Raw genomic sequence first — 18,822 nt, forward strand, 5'->3', positions numbered from 1 at the left:
CCCGTCCGCCCAGCGCACACACCAGGAGGCCAGCAGTGAACCAGGTCAACACCCCTGATGCGTCGGCGGATGGCCTGGTGCTGGGCCTGGAGCTGACCAATGCCGGAATGCTGGCGCGGGTGGGTGGCAAGGCCGCCAACCTCGGCGAAACCATCGGTGCGGGGCTGCCCGTTCCGCCCGGATTCTGCCTGACCACGGATGCGTACCGGAACGCAGTGGGTCCCGCGGGACTCGAAGGGGTGCACAGCGCGCTGGCCGCCACCGGAACGAGTGACCTTGAAGCCTTGGCCGGGCTGGCGGCCCGGGCGCGGGAACTCATCCTTGGCGTGGAGATTCCGCCGGAGATTGCCGGGGCCGTCCGGGAATCCTATGCGGCACTGGGGACCGACGTCCCCGTGGCCGTAAGGTCTTCGGCGACAGCCGAGGACCTTCCTTTCGCGAGCTTCGCCGGGCAGCAGGACACATACCTCAACGTCGTGGGCGCCGATGCCGTGCTGGCGGCGGTGCGGCAGTGCTGGGCCTCGCTGTGGACCGACCGTGCGGTGACCTACCGGGCCACTCACGGGATCAGCCCCTCCACCGTGGCGCTCGCGGTGGTGGTCCAGGAAATGGTGGATGCCGCCGTTGCCGGGGTCCTGTTCACCGCGAACCCGGTGACAGGCAGGCGCCATGAAGCCGTGATCGACGCCAGCCCGGGGCTGGGCGAGGCGGTGGTTTCCGGAGCCGTGAACCCTGACCACTTTGTCGTGGACGCGGACTCCAAGGAGATCCTGGAACGGCGGCCCGGGGACAAGGGGATCGCTATCCGGCCGGTGCCGGGAGGCGGCACCGAGCGGGTCACGCTGGCGCCGGATTCCGCCCCTTCCCTGACTGATGTCCAGGTGCGGTCGCTTGCCGCGCTGGGCAGCCGCGTGGAGCGGCACTACAGTTCCCCGCAGGACATCGAATGGGCCATCGACGGCGCGGACAAGCTCTGGCTGACGCAATCCCGGCCTATCACCACGCTGTACCCTCTTCCCGATCCCCGTCTTGACCTGCCGGAGCGGGAGGGTACCCGCGTGTACCTCTGCTTCAGCCTTGCCCAGGGCCTGACCAGGCCGCTCACGCCGATGGGGATGGCCGGCCTCAAACTGATTGCGTCCTCCGTTGCACGCGCAGCAGGCTTTGACGTGCCGGTGCCGCGCAACGGGCCGGCCCCGTTCAGGCAGGCAGGGCAGCGCCTCTTTTTCGACCTCACTCCTGTTGTCCGCAGCAGCGTGGGCCGAGCGATCGTGCCCAGGGTCTTCGACGTCATGGAAGCCCGGTCCGCCGCCGTCCTGCGCGGACTCTTCGCCGATCCCCGGTTCTCCGTCACGCTCAGGACCCCGTGGCGGCTGGTCCGGCACGTTGGCCCGGTGGCAGCCAGGATGCGGATTCCGGAGACGCTGCTCCGTGCACTGTTCCGCCCGGAAGCGGCACTCCGGCGCGTGGATGGTCTCGGCGAGCGGCTCAGGGCTGCCCTCGTGGTCCCGGCCAATGCCACGGCGGCGGAACGGCTGAACCACGCTGAACGCATCCTCGGTGAGGAGCTCTTCCCGATTATCCCGGCCGTGCTCCCGCTGCCGGCATTGGGGTTTGCGCTGCTGGACCTCGCAGGGAGGCTGTCAGGCCAGGGCGCGGTGCCCGGTGCCCTGCAGCCCGTGTTGCGCGGGTTGCCCAACAACGTAACCACGGAGATGGACCTTGCCCTTTGGCAGCTCGCCACGGACATCCGTGCCCACGCCGGGGCCGCCGCAGCCTTTGAGGCGTCACCGCCGGAACTGGCCCGGCGGTACCGCGCAGGTGAGTTGCCCGCCGTCGTGCAGTCCGGGCTGGCGGGATTCCTCGGACGGTACGGGCACCGCGCCGTCGCGGAAATCGATCTCGGCATGCCCCGCTGGTCCGACGATCCCGGGCACATCCTCGGCGTCCTCGCGAATTACCTCAAGCTCGACGATCCCGCGCTGGCGCCGGACCGGCAGTTCGCCAATGCCGCCCGCGAAGCGGAGGCGCGGATCGAGCGGCTCGCAGCTGCCGCAGGGAGCCGCGGCGGCCCGGCGGGCAGGCTCCGCGCCCGCCTGGTCCGGGGCGCCCTGAAACGGACGAGGCTGTTTGCCGGGCTGCGCGAACTGCCGAAATACCGCCTCGTCGAAGGCCTGGGCTCGGTACGGCAGCAGCTCTCGGCGGTAGGAGCGGAGCTCGCCGCCGCCGGCCGCATCGCCGAAGCCGGCGACATCTTCTTCCTCGACTTCGCCGAAGCGCACCGGGGTCTGGCCGGGGCATCCATGCGGGCACTGGTGGCGGAGCGCCGGGAGGCCTACGATGCCGAGTTGGGCCGCCGCCGCATCCCGCGGGTGCTGCTGTCCGACGGGACAGAACCGGAATCGGTACAGGCCCGCGGCGGAACGGGAGCCGCGGCCGGAGTCCTGTCCGGCACGCCGGCCTCGGCCGGAACCGTCACCGCCAAGGCACGCGTCATCCTGGACCCGCACGGAGCCCGGCTGGAACCGGGCGAAATCCTGGTGGCCCCGTCAACGGATCCGGGCTGGACGCCACTGTTCCTCACCGCCGGGGGTCTGGTGATGGAAATGGGCGGCCCCAACTCCCACGGCGCAGTAGTCGCCCGGGAGTACGGCATTCCCGCTGTCGTGGGCGTCCCGGACGCCACCTCCGCCATCAGCACCGGCCAGGTCATCACGCTCGACGGCGGGGCCGGCACAGTCGCGCCGGCGGCGGGCTGACCGCGGACTGACGCGCCAGCCGAACCGCCGGCCAAACAGGCAGCCCGGAAGCTCTTCCAAGGGGTGTAGCAGGCGGGCCCGAGGCGTACTCTGGAATCAATAGGCTGCGATCTCGGAGCGGAGTTGTCATGACCAGAAAGTGGCTGCGGTGGATGCCCGCCGTTGCCGTGCCTGCCGTAATTGCCGCCGCTGCGCTGGCTGGCTCCCTGCCTGCAAACGCGGGGGACCCGCTGCCCGCCAAATCCCCGGCCGAGGTCTTGGCCCTGGTGGCACAGCACACTGCTCCGTCCCTCTCCGGGACCCTCGAACAGACCTCCCAGATCGGCCTTCCCGAGCTGCCCCAGGCAGGCCCGTCGTCCGGGAGCGGCGCCGCCTCCGTCCTGGAGCTGTTGAGCGGCCCGCACACAGCACGGGTCTTCCTGGACGGACCCAGCAACGTACGAGTCCAGGTGCTGGACCGCCTCGCTGAACGCAATGCGGTGCGGAGCGGTGACCAGGTATGGCTCTACAGCTCCAAGGACAACACCGCCACGCACCTGACGCTTCCCGCCGACGCCGGCCACTCCAGGGATTTCGGCCAGTACAAGCATCCGGACGCCGGAGTGCACGGTGTAATGCCGACGCCGGAGGAACTGGCGCAGCGACTGCTTGCCGCCGCCGATCCCACCACTGAAGTTGCCGTGCTTCCGGAGGTCAACGTTGCAGGCCGGGCTGCCTACAACCTGGTGATCACACCCCGGACAGAAGGTACCCTGATCGGTTCGGTTTCCATTGCGGTTGATGGCCAGAGCGGCCTGCCGCTCAGCGTCGAACTGAAGGCCCGCGGCCAGGCGGAGCCGGCCTTCAAGCTGGCGTTCACCAGCCTGACGCTCGAGGCGCCGGACGCTTCCCTGTTCGCCTTCAACCCGCCTCCGGGCGCCACCGTCAAGGAAATTCAAGTCCCGGCCCACGGGACAGGACATCCGGGGAAAGGGCCCGGGCCCATGCACGGAACGGAAAGCGGCGTAGTCCCTGATGCCGTTGATCCGGGCGGCGCCGTGGATCCTGGCACAATTCCGCCCGATGCGGTACGCCCGGACTACCAAAATCCCAATGGCGGGCTGCCGCGACCGACAGTGACCGGTACCGGCTGGGAGACGGTAGTTGAATTCCCCGCCAGCCCGGCGTCCGCGGAGGCCGGTGCGATGGTGTCCGATGATCCGCTGCTTCAGCAGGCGGCCGTTGCAGTGCCTGGCGGACGGCTCTTCAGCACCGCCGTCGTGAATGTGCTGTTCACCGATGACGGCCGAGTCTTCGCCGGGTCTGTTCCTGCGGAGCGCCTGCTAACCGCTGCTGCCGCGAGGTGACAGCCGCGGGCCGAGGCGGAGAACTCGCCATAGAGACGCACGGTCTCAGCAAGAGGTTCGGCCATCAGTTGGCCGTGGACGGAGTTGATCTGTCCGTTCCGACGGGGTCTGTCTTTGGTTTCCTGGGGCCCAACGGCTCCGGAAAAACCACCACCATCCGCATGCTGCTGGGCCTCGCCGGCGCCACCGACGGCTCCGTCAGCGTGCTGGGGCTGGAGATGCCGGACAGGTTCCGCGAGGTCCTCCCCAGGGTGGGCGCCCTGGTGGAGGGCCCGGCGTTCTACCCGTTCCTCTCGGGGGCGGCCAACCTGCGGCGCCTCGATGCCGCGGACCCCCATGCGGAAGCTTCCACACGGCGTGCCCGGGTGGAGGCTGCGCTGGAACGCGTGGGCCTGACACACGCCGCTGGGAAGAAGGTCCGCGCGTACTCCTTGGGCATGAAACAGCGCCTGGGCATCGCCAACGCGCTCCTCTCACCCCGGGAACTGCTGGTGCTCGACGAGCCAACCAACGGGCTGGACCCGCAGGGAACGCGCGAGGTCCGCTCCCTGGTGCGGTCACTTGCGGCGGACGGCGCCACGGTTTTCGTCTCAAGCCACCTGCTTGCCGAAGTGGAGCAGATCTGCACCCACGCGGCCGTGATGAGCGCCGGACGGCTGGTGGCGCAGGGAACGCTCCCGGAATTGCGCGACGCGGGCAAGGCGAGGATCCGCCTGGTAACGCCCGACGCCGGCCTTGCCGAGGATGTCTTCGCCCGGTTGGGCATGACTCCCGTGGGCGGCCGGAGCAACGGAGCGCTGGTGTATTCCGCCTCCGTTGGGGAGACGGGCGGGCAGGCAGGCCCCGGCCGGAAGGCCGGTCCTGTCGGGCGTACTGACGCTGCCGCGCCCCCGGGCGGCGATGTGGAACCGGAGGCCATAGTGGCCGCCCTGGTGGCGGCCGGGGTGCGGGTCCGCGGCTTCGCTGTGGAGCAGGGCAGCCTGGAGGACCGCTTTGTGGCGCTGACGGGGGAGGGGTTCGACATTGCCCAATAGAGACGTGCCTGACAAAGAAGTGCCCTTTGGGGAAGTGCGCAGTGGGGACATGAGCAGTACGGACGGTGCCGTCGACGTACGCACGGCCGAACCGCCGTCGGGAAGGCCACCCTCCGGGTGGCCGCTGTTGGCCTCCGAACTGACCGTCCTGTTTCGCCGACGCCGGACCTGGGCCATGATGCTTGCGCTCGCCGCCGTGCCGGTGCTGATGGCAATCGCCGTCCGGGCCTCCTCGGCCGTACCGCCGGGCCGGGGACCCGCCTTCCTGGACAGGATCACCCAGAACGGGCTGTTTGTGGGCGTGACGGCGATGCTGGTCTGCGTGCCGCTTTTCCTGCCGCTCACCGTGGGGGTGGTGGCTGGCGACACGATTGCCGGCGAGGCTGGCTTGGGGACATTGCGGTATCTGCTCGTGGCTCCGGCCGGACGGGTGCGGCTCCTGCTGGTCAAATACGCCGGGGCTGCCGCATTCTGCATTGTTGCCCCGCTGGTGGTGGCACTGGCGGGAGCCGGCATTGGCTCAGCGCTGTTTCCGGTGGGTCCGGTGACACTGCTGTCCGGCGACGTGGTCAGCCCGGAGGAAGCGGTGGTGCGCCTGCTGCTCGTGGCCGCATACCTGACGGTGTCACTGCTGGGGCTCTCCGCCGTCGGGCTGTTCCTGTCCACGCTGACGGATGTGCCGGTGGGTGCCATGGCCGCCACCATCGTGGCCTCGGTGGTGTCCCAGGTGCTGGGTGAACTGCCCCAGCTGGAGTGGCTGCACCCTTGGCTGTTCACCCACTATTGGTTCGGGTTTGCCGACCTGCTGCGCCAGCCGATTGCCTGGGATTCCTTCGGCAACAATGCGCTGCTGCAGGCCGGATACATTGCAGTCTTCGGGGCGCTCGCCTACGGCCGGTTCGTCACGAAGGACATTCTGTCCTAGCTGCCGGAGCCGGTCCCCTTTGCTCCTAGTAACGGGCGACCGTGGGGTGCAGCTGCATTCCGGCCATCCAGGCCAGGTCCGTCACCGTGATGCCGTCCTCAGGGTTGAGGGCCTGGACCACGCGCCCGCCGCCAAGGTAGATCCCCACGTGGTAGAAATCGGGGGCCGACCCCCAGACCAGGAGATCACCGGGCTGTGCCTGGGAGAGCGGCACGTGCACGGGTGCCTGCGCATACTGTTGGGCTGCCGTGCGCGGTAGGTATTTGCCGGCCGCGGCGAAGGCGTTCTGTACCAGGCCGGAGCAGTCGAAGCCCAGCGGTCCGGAACCGCCGTATTTGTAGAAGTAGGGGGATCCCACCTTGGCCAACGCTGCCGAGATAGCGGTCTGGTTTGAGCCGCCCGGGGACGGGGCCGGAGTCGGAGCCGGAGCCGGAGCCGGAACGGCCGGCGGAGGGGTGACCGGTTCGGGACGGACGGGAGCGGGCGCCACAGGAGCAGGCGCCGCCGGGGCCGCGGGAGCGGCCGGTGCGGCCGGTGTCTGCGCCGCCGGCCGGTTCTGTGCTGCCGGGGATTGTGCTGGGGTGGCCGGTGCCGCGGCGGCCTGGTCCGCTGCCTGGGAGGCAGCGGCCGCGGTGACAGCCGCCAGCCGGTCCTGGGCGCGCTGGCGGTCCAGGGCGTCCACCCTGGCGGATTCGAGCGCCACGGTGGTGTTCCTGAGGCTTGCGAGCTGGTCCACCAGTACGGTCCGCTGGGCCTTCGCCTCGGACACCGCCTTCGTCCGGGCAGCGTTGGCGCGTTCCGCATCAACCTTGCGGTCCTCGGCCGACCTGGCGGCATCGTCGGCGGCACGGTTGGCGTCTTCCGCCGCCGCGGTCAGTGACTTCGCGGCCGAGGCGGCGTTTTCCGCGGCTTCGAAGGCCCGGCTGCGGCCGGCAGAGATGGCTTCAAGGGTGGCGGCCTGCTGCAGTGTATCGCCATTGCCACTGACAAAAGTGCTCAGTGCGGGATTGAGCCCGCCGTTCCGGTAGAGGTCCCCGGCCAGCTGTCCCACCTGCTTGCGGGTCTTCGCCTGTTCGGCCTCGGCGGACGCGGCCTTCGCCGAGGCGAGCGTGGCGGCATCCCGGCGGATCTCGAGCGTGACCAGGGCATCACCGTAGGCATTGTTGGCCTGCATGGCCGCCGCGAAGCTGGCTTCCTGGGCTGCGGCGGCGTCCGCCAGGAGGCGGTCGATCCGGGTGACCTGGTCCGCCGTCGCGCTTTCACTGGCTTTGGCTGCCGCGATCTCTTCCGGGGACGGAATCTCCGGCGACGCCGGAACCGTCACAGCCGGCACGGTCGTGCCCGGAAGCGGTGCGGCCTGGGCGGGCAGGGTAAGGGATCCGAGGAGTACGACGGCGGTGCACAGCACAGCCGCTTTGCGGCCGGATCCGGTCAAACCCATCAATAAACCTCGCAGCAGTCAGGCCGGACTGAGCGAGGAGTTTGAATTTTTCACGCGTGATTTTCACAAGTAAATGCCCCGCTACGGAGATCCGGCACACCCGAGGCTACGTGCCAGCAGCAACTTTGGCAACACTGGTCACATCAATAACATAAACAACAATGATGTAATTTCGTCACATTTATTGCGGCGTGTCGCTAAAACCGGCCCAGCGGACGGAATCCCTGTCGGACAACAGGCCTGTTCGACTATCGTGGCCCCTAATCGGCTCCCTGCCCGTGCAGGGTATCCGTTCTTCCTTGCGACGGGGGCGTTGTGGAAAGACGTGGGCACCACCTATGGGCGGATGGCGGACCTGACAGCGGACCCTCCCCCAAGCCCGGGCGCCGTGGGGCCGGGCGCCGGAGCCCCGGACGCCACGGAAGGCGCCGCGGCTTCAATGCTGAAGGGCTGTCCTTCATGGTTCGCTGGGTATTCGCGGTGTCGGCCGCGATGCTGGTTGCCGGCTTTATTGAGTACGGCGTCACCCGCCAGCACATCATCGACCGCGGCGTCGAGGATTCCCGGCGGAACTACGAGGCACTGGCCGAAAGGCTTGAGCAAGTCCTCGCAGACGAGACGGACCCGCTGCGGCGCGAGCAGGGGGTTGCGGCGGAGGTCCGCCATCTGCAGCACAGCCAAGGCACTGTGTATGTTGGCTTGTTTGACGCGGCAGGGACGCTGATCTTACGCGGCGGCGAGGACGGCGGCGCGTCGGATCATGCTGACGCCACCCGCTTTGCCGAGGTGCTGTCCACCGGCGAGACCACCGTTGAAACCGAAGCCGAAATCGGGGGTAAGGGCATCACGCGGTATGAGTTCCTGGTGCCGGTGTCCGCGCCGGAAGGAACCCTGATACTGGAGATTGACCAGCACGCGGACATCATCACGGAATTGATCGGGGACCTTGGGCCGCACAAAATCCTGGGACTGTTCACTGCGATACTGGTCGCCATACCGTTGTCGTATGTCTTCGGGGGACGCTCCCTGCAGCGCCACCAGATGCGAACACAGCAGCAGGCTGACGGGGACCCGCTGACCGGCCTGGCGGGGCGCCGGCCGTTCCAGCCCTCTCTTGAGGCGACGCTGGCGGATACAAGGTTAGCCACCACCACCCTGGTTCTGCTCGACATTGATGGATTCAAACAGATCAACGACCGGCTGGGGCACAGCCACGGCGACCGCGTCCTGCAGGCCCTCGCCGACTCCTTCCAGGTACTTCCGGCGACCGACACTCCGTTCCGCCTCGGCGGCGACGAATTCGCAGTCATCCTGCCCGGCAGCGACGAGGACCGGGCAACCGAAGCGCTCGATCAGGTCCGCGCGGCCCTTGCCAGACGGTTCCCGGGCGTGACGTTCAGCGCGGGCGTCGCCTCAAGCGCAGGGGAGTCGCTGACCGTGACCGAACTGTGGGAGCACAGCGACGCGGCGCTCTACGAGGCGAAACGCCTGGGCCGGCGTCAAAGCGTCTCATTCAAATCCATGGCCGAAGGCCACATTGGCAGCGCCGAGAAAATCGACGAGCTGACCGCTTTGGTCTCAAGCACGGAGCCGCTCGACGTGGCGTTCCAGCCCATCTGGGACCTGCGCCGTGGCGTGGTGCTCGCCCACGAGGCACTATTACGCCTGCCGGCAGGTTCGAGGATCAACGGGCCGCAGGAGGCGTTCGAACTCGCCGAACGTCTCGGCATGGCCGCGGCCCTGGACGCCCGGGCGCGGTCAGCGGTGCTGTCGGCGGTTGGCAGGCAGCACTGGGAGGGGCTGCTGTTCCTGAACGTGCACCCGGACGGATTGCCCTACTTCGATCTTGACCATCTGGTCGCCGAGCTGGCGGCAGCGGGACTGGAGGCTGAAGACGTCGTCCTGGAGGTCACGGAGCAGGCCGGGCTGAACCATCCGGACTCGATCCGCACGCTCAGGCATGCCCAGGGCCGCGGCTTCCGGCTGGCCCTGGACGACATGGGCAAGAGCAACGCAGGCCTGCATTCCCTCGGACTGGTCCGATTCGACATCATCAAGATTGATGGAGACGTTATCTCCCGTCTCGACAACGACCCCTCGGCGGTGGCCACGGTGGCGGCCGCCGTCACCTTCGTCCAGCAGGCCGGAGGATGGATCATAGCCGAGGGAATCGAAGAACCCGGCATGCTCACCATGCTGCTGCAACGGGGCACTGCTGCTGCCGGGCATCAGCCCGTCATTGCCGGGCAGGGCTACCTGCTGGGACGTCCCAGCGAACGGCCGGTAGGACTCGACTCGCACCTGGCCATCCTCGACGGGCTCTCCGTAGGGCGGGCGCAGGAGCTGAGGGACCTGGACGAACAGCGGTGGATTCCCTAGTGCCGCTCAGGCGTGCTGGTGGGACTCGTGCTCGGCGTGGCTCTCGGGCTCCAGTTGGAACGTGCAGTGCTCGGTGTCGAAGTGCGAGCCCAGGCAGGTGGTTAGTTTGTCCGGCACCTGGTCTGCGCCGCGGGCACTCAGCACGGCGTCTTCCACCACCACGTGGGCGGAGAAGACCGGTACACCGGAGGTGATGGTCCAGATGTGGATGTCGTGCACGGACACCACCCCGTCCACGGACAGGATGTGTTCGCGGATCATCTGGACTTCAACGCCCTTGGGGTGGCCTCCAGGAGCACGTCCACCACATCGCGGAGCAGGTGCCACGCCCGGGGGAGGATCATCGAGCCATTCCATTTCTCACCCTGGCATGCCTTCGCCCAGGCGATCGGATCATGGTTTGACCGCCTTTTCTATGTAGGCCTCTCGGTGACGGCGGCGGGGTGGCTGATTCTTTTCCTGTCGAAGCAGCTCCCGAGGTTGCGTCTCTGGATGATCGATGCGCTCTGGCTTACTGCGTTGAGGATGCGGGCTAATGCAGATCGATCACGAGTCAGTCCGGCGTGGGACCTTTTCAATGAAACGCTCGAAAGTGGCGTCTACAAAAGCCTCATTGTTCTGCACAACTACGAGCGAGTGAACTTGATGGACTTCCCGGAGTCTGTTCAGGGCAGGATCAGCCAAATTGAGGCCAAGCTAGACGCGCAGACCTAGCCTTGCTGGGTCAAGATCGTTTTGCTGATCCAACTCGTGAGTTCGTTGGTGAAGGTAGAAGGCGAGGCATTCCACTCCTGGGTATGGTGCGCCTCGGGTAGGGGAATCAGGGTGACGGTGGCCGGATTCGCGCGTTGGAACGCCGCCGAGATCTCCCAGGGAACCTCTTGGTCTGCGATGGAGTGCAGGACCAGGGTCGGGACTTCCACCCGGTTAGGTACATCTACCCAGTCAAGTGCATTGAAATCGATTGGCTCCTCCAGCCCGAGCATCTTCGCGAATGGGGGAGTCTGCATCAGGCACATGACAAGGCCGGCACCAATCGCCGGGACGCCGGCCCGCGCCGCCCCTGCTGTGATGGTCTTACGCCAGCTCGTGACGGGCCCTACCAGGACAATCCCTACGATCCGGTCCCGGTGGGCGCTGCGCTCCGCTGTGAGCAGGGCAATGGTGCCACCCATCGACCAGCCGGAGAGGATGATGCGCCTGGCTCCATGAGCTACGGCGTAGGTCACAGCGCTTTCCACGTCACGCCATTCAGTTTGCCCAAGGTGACTCGATTCGGCCTGTGGTGGGCTGACCTCCGGGTCGCTGCGAAATGTGGGAACCAAGGAGGTGAATCCCAATGAACTGAAAGCGTGGACATCTCGGAACATGATTGAGCGGTCCGTCCAGCTGCCATGGATGTGGATCACCCATACGTCAGTGTTTCCCTCGAACAGCCATGCAGGCGCCGCACCGTAGGCGGTGGGGACGTCCACCTCTTTGTAGCGTCCGCCGACAGCAGAGGGCTCGAAGAACACATCCGGGGTCCAATCGACGATTGGCCCCAGACGTCCCGGCGCGGAGCCGGGCGGATCAATCCGCCGCTCTACGTACTTTTGATCCTCATTGATCAGCGTGACTTCGCTGACTCCTGTGTACTTCTCTGTCGCGGGGTCGAACACGCCGAAGTCGCCCGGGGCTTTGGTGTAGTCATCCAAATCGATGCGGATTCGTCGTCCGTCTTGTGTCACCTCGGCCCGGCGGTAGTCCTTTGGGCCCCGCTTGACGATCTTGCGGGCCATGATGACAGCGAACCCAGATAGCCCGGCGGCCGGTACAAGGAACGCCATGCAGGCCAGGATGCGCCGTGACGTCTGCATTAGGTCTTCATCCTCCAGCGCCGATCAAGGCAGAACAACGGAACCCACACATCGTAACGTCCCTTCGGCGCCTGATATGTCCGGCGTCGGCCAGCAGCGCCAGGGAACCGGAGATCGCGGCGCCGACGACCTGGGTCAGGACCACGGCCAGGGTGATGCTGAGGACGGCGATCAGGCGTTTGCGGTGCTTGGCAGTGCCCGTGCCAGCGGCAGGGATGCCGTGTGAGTGGCCGTGGCTGCGGCCCATGCCTACAAGGCTAGCTAGCCCCAGCCGAGTTCGTGCAGCCGTTCGTCGCTGATGCCGAAGTGGTGCGCAATCTCGTGCGTCACGGTAATGGCCACCTCCTGGATGACCTCTTCCCGTGACGAGCAGATGTCCAGGATCGGCTGGCGGTAGATGGTGATGCGGTCCGGGAGCGAGCCGGCGCCCCACCAGGCGTCCCGCTCGGTCAGCGGGACACCCTCGTAGAGGCCCAGCAGCACGGTGTCCGGGTCCTCGCCGGGCTGCGGGACGTAATCGTCCTCGATGAACACGGCAACGTTGTCCATGGCCTGCGCCACGTCCGGCGGGATGCGCTCCAGGGCGTCGCTGACGGCCGATTCGAAGTCTTCCTCGGTCATGGGGAATGGCGCGTCGTTGTCGGCGCCGTCCGGGACGATGGGGAGACCTGGCGGCAGGTTGGCGGGCATACCAAGACTCTAGCGGGACTTTCGCCGCGTCAGCCCCACTCCCACCAGGCAGATTACCCCGCCCACCAGGCCCCACACCGTAGGCACTTCGCCGAGCACCAGCCAGGAGATGAGGATGGTGGTGCCGGGGACCAGATACGTGGTGGCGGCCAGTCTTCCGGCATCAATGAGGGACAGCGCGTACGCCCACGTGGTGAACGCAATCGCCGTCGGGAAGATCCCCAGGTAGACAAGCCCCAGCGTGGCCGGCAGCGGGGCCTGCTGCAGTTCGACCACCAGCTGGCCGCTGAACGGCAGGCAGCAGAGGGCACCGATCATGATGCCGAACCAGGTGGCCTGCGCCGCGGGGAATTTCCTCAACACCGGCTTCTGGACGATGACGCTGACGGCGGCGAGCACGGCGGCCAGGAGGCATAGCAGCACGCCCAGCACGTCCGCCGTCGACCGTTGGCCGGAACCCAGCGCAATGACAGCCACGCCCGCGAACGCTATCAGGCTGCCGATGATCAGCCAGCGCGGGAATCCCTCTTTGAGGATTACCCCGGCCATCACGGCGATCAGGATGGGGTTGACGTTGATCAGCAGGGCTGCGGTGCCGGCGTCCAGCATGTGCTCGGCGGCGTTGAGGGCCACGTTGTAGCCGCCGAACCACATCACGCCGTACGCGAGGATCGGCCACCACTCACGTCCTCGGGGCAGGTTCCGGAGCTTGGGCAGCACCACCACGCCCAGCACGACGGCGGCAATCGCCAGCCGTCCCAGGGTCAGGGAACCCGGGGAGAAGCTTGGGCCCACCGCGCGGATGCCCACGAAGGCGGAGGCCCACAGGACCACCGTGACGGCGACGGCGGCCACTCCAAGTTTGTTGACCGGCGCGCTCCTGTTGGCGACGCTGCGCGTGGCTGGCACGGGTTGCGGGGCGGGTGCGGGGGCAGCATGCGGGGACCCTTCGTGGGGGCCTGCTGACGGAGTGGGGCCGGGTGCGGCGGTGGTAGCCATGCTGCCAATCTAACCCTCGCCGCAGCGCTGCGGCTGGCGGAAATCGGTCACGTCTAGTCGAGATCCTGCCAAACTTTCCCGGCTGACAGCCGGACGCTTTCGGCGGGCTACTCTTCGCCGGTCAAATCCGCGCGTCACTTTCCGCTGGTCACCGCCCGGGTCACTGCCGCGACCAGCTCGTTGTTCCCCGGTGTGTCGGCCACGCCGGTGGCGGAGTCAGTGAGGATGGCGAGCACCAGCGGTTCGCCGGCGGGATTCCGGATGATGCCGACGTCGTTCACGGTGCCGAACAGCCCGGCGCCGGTCTTGTCCGCGGATGTCCATCCGCCCGGCAGGCCCGCCCGGATCCGGGCTCCCGACGTGACGTTGGCCAGCATCCAGCCTGTCAGCCGGGTCCGCGTTTCCGGGCTGAGGGCGTTGCCCAGCAGCAGTTTCCGGTACCCCTGCGCGAGGGCCCGCGGCGTGGAAGTGTCCCGCGGATCACCGCGCTCGGCGTTGTTGAGCTCGGGCTCCCAGCGGTCAAGCCGTGTTTCGGTGTCGCCAAGTGACCGGGCGTAGGCGCCGATCGCAGCCGGTCCTCCCAGTTCCTCCAGCAGCTGGTTTCCCGCTGTGTTGTCGCTGTGCGTCAGCGCCACTTTGCAGAACCATTTCAGCGGCAGGGTGCTCCCGGCAAAGTCGGTGCATTCGGGTGAGTTCACCACCACGCCGGCGGGATCGATGCGGATGCCCTGGTTGAGGTCCGTCAGTCCTTCCCGGGCGCGTTCCAGCACAGCGGCCGCGGCGTAGACCTTGAACGTGGAGCACATGGCGAACCGTTCGTCGGCCCGGTGCCCGAACTCCGCGCCGGTGAGCCCGTCTGCCACAAACAGCCCAACTCTCGCGGAGAACTCCCGCTCGAGCCGCTCCACCCTCCGCATCAGCCAGTCCCTCCGTTGAAGGAGCACACTGGCCGCGGCCGGCCCTTGGGAACTTGCTGCGACCGGTGCCCCGGCGAGGGCGATGCCTCCTGCCACAGGCGCCGCCAGGGCTCCCGTGAGCAGGGTCCGCCGCGAAAGGTTTGAAGTGCGTCCGGCCATGGCTGCTCCCCGTGTGTTGGGCCTGTTTCCCGCACCGCCGTCCGGATCGCCGAGGCTAATGCCGATCGCGCCGACGGGGTGCACGCGAGGTCCACTCAACCGATGTCACCGCAGTTTGTCAATCACTTTTACTAAGCTGTCATTCGGGGTGCTACTGGAGCCGGCAGCGCTCCGGCCGCCATCCAAAGGAACCTGCCGGGGCCGGGCACCGCCTCTCATCTCAGCACGCTGGCCGCGTCCTGGATAGCCGCCGCCACGCCGTCCAGCACGGCTGATCCGTAGCGCCACTGCTGCCAGTGCAGCGGGACGTCGACGAAGGATTTGGCGGCCAGGGTCTGCAGTGTTCGCTGGTCCAGGTCGTCGCCGAGTTCAATCTCGGGAAGCAGGCCCCAGCCCATGCCCAGCCGGATCGCTTCGCCGAACTCGTGGGCTGCAGGCACATAGTGGCGCGGCGGCTGGAGGGGCTTGCGGCTGAACCGCCGCAGGTAGCGGTCCTGCAGGTCGTCCTTGCGGTCGAAGATGATGACCGGTGCCTTCGCAAAGGCACCTGCCGTCGCGCCGCCGTCGAACCAGGTTTCGGCGAAGGCCGGCGTGCAGACCGGCAGGTAGCGCATGACGCCGAGCCGCCGGGAGGTGCAGCCCGGGGCCGGTTTGGCGGTGGCCGTGATGGCCGCGGCCGCTGCGCCGCTGCGGAGGAGCTCCAGCGAATAATCCTGGTCCTCGCGCAGGATTTCCAGCTGGACTGTGCCGGCCACCGCAGCCAGCCCGGCCAGCGCCCAGGTGTGCAGCGAGTCGCTGTTGATCACGAGGGTCAGGCGGGTGTCCGGATGGGGGTTGCCGGGCTGCAGTTCATCGGCGAGGTCGGCGGACAGCATTTCGAGCTGCCGGGCGAACCGCACCACTGCCTGGCCGGACTCGGTGAGTTCAATCGGACGTGTCCTCCGCAGGACAGGGCGGCCGACGGCGACTTCGAGGGCGCGGATGCGCTGGCTGACGGCGGAGGCGGTAACCGACAGGTGGCTAGCCGCGGCATCGAAGCTTCCCTGCGTGACAATGGCTGCCAACGTCCGGGCCTGGTCCGGATGGATGTCTATCATTAGCTCATCTTATCTATGAGCAGAATGTTTATCTGGTTTCATGATGACGATCCCCCTACCGTTGGGAGGGTGATCCTTCCCTTGCTCTCAGGCCTGGCCAGCGGCCTGTCCCTCATCGTGGCCATCGGTGCCCAGAACGCCTTCGTCCTCCGCCAGGGCCTCCAGCGCTCGCATGTCGCCCTGGTCATCGCCGTCTGCGCCGTATCGGACCTGGTGCTCATCCTGTTGGGCGTAGCGGGCATCGGCGTCGTGATTGAACAGGCTCCGGCAGCGCTCGAAGCGGTGCGCTGGGTCGGGGCTGCTTTCCTGGCCGCGTATGGAGCCTTCGCCGCCTGGCGGGCCATCCGCGGGCAGGCGCTCGGACAGCTCGGGACAGGGCAGGCCATCAGCTGGGTCGCTGTCCTGGGAACCGGCCTGGCCTTTACGTGGCTGAACCCGCATGTGTACTTGGACACGGTGCTGCTGCTCGGGTCGCTGGCCAGCACGCACGGCCCGGACGGCCGCTGGTGGTTTGCTGCCGGGGCGTGTTTGGCCAGCATCGCCTGGTTCACCGCACTGGGCGTCGGCGCACGATTCCTGGCCCCGGTCTTCCGGCGCCGGAGCGCGTGGCGCGTTCTCGATGCCGTCATCGCCGCCGTCATGGTGACGATGGCCATCTCGCTGGTCGTCTGAGTACCGCCCGCCCCCGTCCCGCCGGAAGGACAGGGCCGGGCGGCACTTGCCCGCGCTAGGGGGCGGGTTCACGATTGCTGGTATGACAGCATCCGCAGCTTCGGCCCGCGACAGAAGGCGCGCAGCCATCGGCACGGCGGCTTTCGCTGTTGCCCCGGCAACAGTGGCCGGTGTGGTTCCCTGGCTCCTCACTGGCTGGGACGTGGCGGCGCCTGTCCCCGGGGGTGTGCCGGCGCAGGTCACTGGCGCACTGCTGATCGGAGCCGGCGCGGCGGTGATTGCGAACTCCTTCGTGCATTTCGCGGTGGAGGGCCTCGGCACCCCCGCGCCTTTTGCGCCTCCCAAGCATCTGGTGGTGGGCGGGCTCTACCGGTACGTGCGGAATCCGATGTACGTGTCCATAGCAGCGGCGGTCGCAGGGCAAGGGCTATTGCTTGGGCAGCCGAAGCTCTTTCTGGCGCTGGCCATCGGGGCCGTCCCGGTGGTGGCGTTCGTCCGGCTGTACGAGGAACCGGTGCTGACCCGGAAGTTCGGTGCGGAATACGACGAGTACCGCCGCAACGTCCCACGCTGGCTACCCAGGCTCACGCCGTGGCGCCCAGAGGGTCCGGGGTCACCCCGGCGCTAGTCGCAGTACAGGTAGGTCGCCGATGGGTGGAGCGCGCCAGCGAGGGGAGGCCGCCGACGGGCTGACCGGACCGGCAGCTATTTTCCGCGGCCGGCCCACTCCAGCAGCCGGTCCAGCGGCCACGTGGTGACGATCCGCTCGGCGGGCACCCCGTTGGAAGCCGCGCGCTCGGCGCCATACTGCAGGAAATCCAGCTGCCCGGGCGCATGGGCGTCACTGTCGATACTGAAGAGGCAGCCGGCGTCGAGGGCCAGCCGGATCAGCTCGTCCGGGGGATCCTGCCGCTCGGGACGGGAATTGATTTCGACGGCGACATCCTGCTCGGCGCATGCGGCGAATACCCGCGTGGCGTCGAACTCGGACTGGGGCCGGGTTCCCCTCGACCCCTGCAGCAGGCGCCCGGTGCAGTGGCCAAGGATATTCATGTGCGGGTCGTTGATGGCGCCGAGCATCCTGTCGGTCATGGTGCGCCGGTCGGACCGGAGTTTCGAGTGGACGCTCGCCACCACGATGTCCAGCCGGTCCAGCATGTCCGGCGACTGGTCCAGGGTGCCGTCCTCCAGGATGTCCACCTCGATGCCGGCCAGCAGGCGGAAGCCGCTGCCGTCGCCGTCGTTGATCCCCGCAACAACGTCCAGCTGCTCCGTCAGGCGTTCGGCGCTCAGCCCGTTGGCGATCTTGAGGTTGGGCGAGTGGTCCGTCAGGGCGAGGTAGCCCCGGCCCAGCGTCCGGGCGGCGTCAGCCATGAGCTCGATCGGGGACCCGCCGTCGGACCAGTCGCTGTGGCTGTGCAGGTCACCGCGGAGGGCGGAACGCAGTTCGGCGCCGCCTTTTGCCAGTGGCTGCTGCCCGCGCTTCCGCAGGCCCTCGAGATAGTCGGGGACGCCGCCGTCGACCACCTGCCGGATGACTTCAAAGGTTCTGTCCCCGATGCCCTTCATGCTCTTCAGCCGGCCGTTGCGTGCCCGCGCTGCCACCTCGTCCGGGTCCAGGGCCCCGATGATGGCGGCCGCCTTTCGGAACGCCTGGATCTTGAACGTGGGGGCCAGCTCGCGTTCGAGCCAGAAGGCGATCTCATTGAGGGCATCAACGGCGTCCATCAGTCCATCTTGCACCCGACGGGCACCGAATCCGGCACCTGCGGGAGGCCGATTTTGGATATTCCGGAAGTAGGCTCTATAGTTTTAGAGGTCCAGTTCGGAGCAACTCGAAAGGACAAAAACGAAAGGCTTCGGCCCTTTATTTTTGCCCTGAATGAGCCGGATTGAGTTCAGGCCCCCATCGTCTAGCGGCCTAGGACACCGCCCTTTCACGGCGGCGGCACGGGTTCGAATCCCGTTGGGGGTACGCAAGGAAGTGGTCAAACCGGACCGAAAAGTCTGGTAGGCTAAAGGCCTTGAAAAATTGCAGTAGCGATACTGCAGGACGCAAGAAACACGCAGTACAAGCAGTAAACAAGCAAGGCCCTGTAGCGCAGTTGGTTAGCGCGCCGCCCTGTCACGGCGGAGGTCGCGGGTTCAAGTCCCGTCAGGGTCGCTCTGATTGCCAGAAGAAATTCCGGCCGTCAAGGTGACATGTCACCTAGGCTCTGTAGCTCAGTTGGTAGAGCGTTCGACTGAAAATCGAAAGGTCACCGGATCGACGCCGGTCGGAGCCACCACTGGGAAGCACCAGTTCTTCGGAACTGGTGCTTTTCTTCTTTAACCAGCAATCCTGCCGCCGAGACGCAGCAGCTCCAGGGCCAGGTGCCGAGTAGTATTCCGCCTTAGCTGGTCTTTTCCCCCAGCCGTCTGCAGGGGAGTGGACCGTTTTGAGGGGACTTTGCGGCCAGGCCAGCCCGGACCGACCGACCGCGTCGGCGGCGCCCCTTCGACCACAGAGTCCGGCGCCAGCGTGGCTGTTACCGGCCCAAGGTGC

At 67.3% G+C, this 18,822-nt stretch carries 15 protein-coding genes, 3 tRNA genes and 2 pseudogenes; 11 read left to right on the plus strand and 9 right to left on the minus strand.

Annotated features, from left to right (window positions below; translation table 11 throughout):
• Positions 1-35: 35 nt before the first annotated feature.
• The 4 genes from AC1DRE_RS07085 (at position 36) to AC1DRE_RS07100 (ending at position 6,064) form a co-directional block, all read left to right on the plus strand.
• Positions 36-2,759: a PEP/pyruvate-binding domain-containing protein gene (locus AC1DRE_RS07085; RefSeq protein WP_476983964.1), complete on the plus strand. Its 2,724-nt coding sequence runs from the start codon at positions 36-38 to the stop codon at positions 2,757-2,759.
• 128 nt (positions 2,760-2,887) lie between these two features.
• Entirely contained in the window at positions 2,888-4,105 is a 1,218-nt protein-coding gene (locus AC1DRE_RS07090; RefSeq protein WP_476983965.1) for a LolA family protein, read from the plus strand.
• A complete protein-coding gene (locus AC1DRE_RS07095) occupies positions 4,102-5,139 on the plus strand; it encodes an ABC transporter ATP-binding protein (RefSeq protein ID WP_476983966.1) in 1,038 nt (345 codons plus the stop codon). Before AC1DRE_RS07090 ends, AC1DRE_RS07095 begins: the two co-directional genes overlap by 4 nt.
• 49 nt (positions 5,140-5,188) lie before the next feature.
• Positions 5,189-6,064 (plus strand): ABC transporter permease, encoded by an 876-nt coding sequence (locus AC1DRE_RS07100; protein ID WP_476983967.1) that lies wholly within the window; start codon positions 5,189-5,191, stop codon positions 6,062-6,064.
• A gap of 25 nt (positions 6,065-6,089) precedes the next feature.
• Here the strand turns inward: AC1DRE_RS07100 and AC1DRE_RS07105 are convergent, their stop codons facing one another.
• On the minus strand, positions 6,090-7,505 hold the full coding sequence (locus tag AC1DRE_RS07105; RefSeq protein ID WP_476983968.1) for a C40 family peptidase: 1,416 nt from the start codon (positions 7,503-7,505) through the stop codon (positions 6,090-6,092).
• Between the two features lie 459 nt (positions 7,506-7,964).
• On the opposite strand from AC1DRE_RS07105, the gene AC1DRE_RS07110 reads away from it, so the two are divergent.
• Positions 7,965-9,884: an EAL domain-containing protein gene (locus tag AC1DRE_RS07110; protein WP_476983969.1), complete on the plus strand. Its 1,920-nt coding sequence runs from the start codon at positions 7,965-7,967 to the stop codon at positions 9,882-9,884.
• Positions 9,885-9,890: 6 nt separating this feature from the next.
• Here AC1DRE_RS07110 and AC1DRE_RS07115 read toward each other — a convergent pair.
• A pseudogene (locus AC1DRE_RS07115) lies at positions 9,891-10,228 on the minus strand (cation diffusion facilitator family transporter); the annotation flags it as partial.
• A 148-nt stretch (positions 10,229-10,376) separates the two neighbouring features.
• Between AC1DRE_RS07115 and AC1DRE_RS07120 the strand changes: the two are divergent.
• Positions 10,377-10,598 (plus strand): hypothetical protein, encoded by a 222-nt coding sequence (locus AC1DRE_RS07120; RefSeq protein WP_476983970.1) that lies wholly within the window; start codon positions 10,377-10,379, stop codon positions 10,596-10,598.
• Here AC1DRE_RS07120 and AC1DRE_RS07125 read toward each other — a convergent pair.
• The 6 genes and pseudogenes from AC1DRE_RS07125 to AC1DRE_RS07150 all read right to left on the minus strand — a co-directional run bounded on the left by AC1DRE_RS07125 (position 10,595) and on the right by AC1DRE_RS07150 (position 15,605).
• Positions 10,595-11,743, minus strand: coding sequence for an alpha/beta hydrolase family protein (locus AC1DRE_RS07125; protein ID WP_476983971.1), 1,149 nt, complete (start codon positions 11,741-11,743; stop codon positions 10,595-10,597). The genes AC1DRE_RS07120 and AC1DRE_RS07125 overlap by 4 nt on opposite strands.
• A gap of 73 nt (positions 11,744-11,816) precedes the next feature.
• Positions 11,817-11,990: pseudogene (locus AC1DRE_RS07130) on the minus strand (cation diffusion facilitator family transporter); the annotation flags it as partial.
• Positions 11,991-12,004: 14 nt separating this feature from the next.
• Positions 12,005-12,433, minus strand: a complete 429-nt coding sequence (locus AC1DRE_RS07135; RefSeq protein ID WP_476983972.1) for a metallopeptidase family protein — start codon at positions 12,431-12,433, stop codon at positions 12,005-12,007.
• A gap of 9 nt (positions 12,434-12,442) precedes the next feature.
• Complete coding sequence (locus AC1DRE_RS07140; protein ID WP_476983973.1) at positions 12,443-13,432, minus strand: DMT family transporter; 990 nt, start codon at positions 13,430-13,432, stop codon at positions 12,443-12,445.
• Positions 13,433-13,566: 134 nt separating this feature from the next.
• Positions 13,567-14,592, minus strand: a complete 1,026-nt coding sequence (bla, locus tag AC1DRE_RS07145) for a class A beta-lactamase (RefSeq protein WP_476983974.1) — start codon at positions 14,590-14,592, stop codon at positions 13,567-13,569.
• Positions 14,593-14,723: 131 nt separating this feature from the next.
• A complete protein-coding gene (locus AC1DRE_RS07150) occupies positions 14,724-15,605 on the minus strand; it encodes an ArgP/LysG family DNA-binding transcriptional regulator (RefSeq protein ID WP_476983975.1) in 882 nt (293 codons plus the stop codon).
• Positions 15,606-15,674: 69 nt separating this feature from the next.
• On the opposite strand from AC1DRE_RS07150, the gene AC1DRE_RS07155 reads away from it, so the two are divergent.
• Together AC1DRE_RS07155 and AC1DRE_RS07160 are read left to right on the plus strand one after the other, a co-directional pair.
• On the plus strand, positions 15,675-16,277 hold the full coding sequence (locus AC1DRE_RS07155) for a LysE/ArgO family amino acid transporter (RefSeq protein WP_476983976.1): 603 nt from the start codon (positions 15,675-15,677) through the stop codon (positions 16,275-16,277).
• 82 nt (positions 16,278-16,359) lie between these two features.
• Complete coding sequence (locus AC1DRE_RS07160; protein WP_476983977.1) at positions 16,360-16,905, plus strand: methyltransferase family protein; 546 nt, start codon at positions 16,360-16,362, stop codon at positions 16,903-16,905.
• A gap of 77 nt (positions 16,906-16,982) precedes the next feature.
• Here AC1DRE_RS07160 and AC1DRE_RS07165 read toward each other — a convergent pair whose 3' ends face one another.
• Positions 16,983-18,005: a PHP domain-containing protein gene (locus AC1DRE_RS07165; RefSeq protein WP_476983978.1), complete on the minus strand. Its 1,023-nt coding sequence runs from the start codon at positions 18,003-18,005 to the stop codon at positions 16,983-16,985.
• A 174-nt stretch (positions 18,006-18,179) separates the two neighbouring features.
• Here AC1DRE_RS07165 and AC1DRE_RS07170 point away from each other — a divergent pair.
• From AC1DRE_RS07170 to AC1DRE_RS07180, 3 genes are all read left to right on the plus strand, one after another.
• Positions 18,180-18,252 (plus strand) — tRNA-Glu (locus tag AC1DRE_RS07170).
• 115 nt (positions 18,253-18,367) lie between these two features.
• Positions 18,368-18,441 (plus strand) — tRNA-Asp (locus tag AC1DRE_RS07175).
• Between the two features lie 48 nt (positions 18,442-18,489).
• Positions 18,490-18,565, plus strand: a tRNA-Phe gene (locus AC1DRE_RS07180).
• Positions 18,566-18,822: the final 257 nt, after the last annotated feature.

It is taken from the genome of Arthrobacter sp. P4_H3 (genome assembly GCF_056400885.1).

Bases quoted from the DNA above. Each gene is read 5' to 3' on its own strand.
- AC1DRE_RS07110 (WP_476983969.1), top strand. From the start codon at position 7,965: ATGGTTCGCTGGGTATTCGCGGTGTCGGCCGCGATGCTGGTTGCCGGC.
- AC1DRE_RS07150 (WP_476983975.1), bottom strand. From the start codon at position 15,605: ATGATAGACATCCATCCGGACCAGGCCCGGACGTTGGCAGCCATTGTC.
- AC1DRE_RS07165 (WP_476983978.1), bottom strand. From the start codon at position 18,005: ATGGACGCCGTTGATGCCCTCAATGAGATCGCCTTCTGGCTCGAACGC.
- AC1DRE_RS07100 (WP_476983967.1), top strand. From the start codon at position 5,189: ATGAGCAGTACGGACGGTGCCGTCGACGTACGCACGGCCGAACCGCCG.
- AC1DRE_RS07140 (WP_476983973.1), bottom strand. From the start codon at position 13,432: ATGGCTACCACCGCCGCACCCGGCCCCACTCCGTCAGCAGGCCCCCAC.
- AC1DRE_RS07105 (WP_476983968.1), bottom strand. From the start codon at position 7,505: ATGGGTTTGACCGGATCCGGCCGCAAAGCGGCTGTGCTGTGCACCGCC.
- AC1DRE_RS07135 (WP_476983972.1), bottom strand. From the start codon at position 12,433: ATGCCCGCCAACCTGCCGCCAGGTCTCCCCATCGTCCCGGACGGCGCC.
- AC1DRE_RS07090 (WP_476983965.1), top strand. From the start codon at position 2,888: ATGACCAGAAAGTGGCTGCGGTGGATGCCCGCCGTTGCCGTGCCTGCC.
- AC1DRE_RS07120 (WP_476983970.1), top strand. From the start codon at position 10,377: ATGATCGATGCGCTCTGGCTTACTGCGTTGAGGATGCGGGCTAATGCA.
- AC1DRE_RS07160 (WP_476983977.1), top strand. From the start codon at position 16,360: ATGACAGCATCCGCAGCTTCGGCCCGCGACAGAAGGCGCGCAGCCATC.
- AC1DRE_RS07125 (WP_476983971.1), bottom strand. From the start codon at position 11,743: ATGCAGACGTCACGGCGCATCCTGGCCTGCATGGCGTTCCTTGTACCG.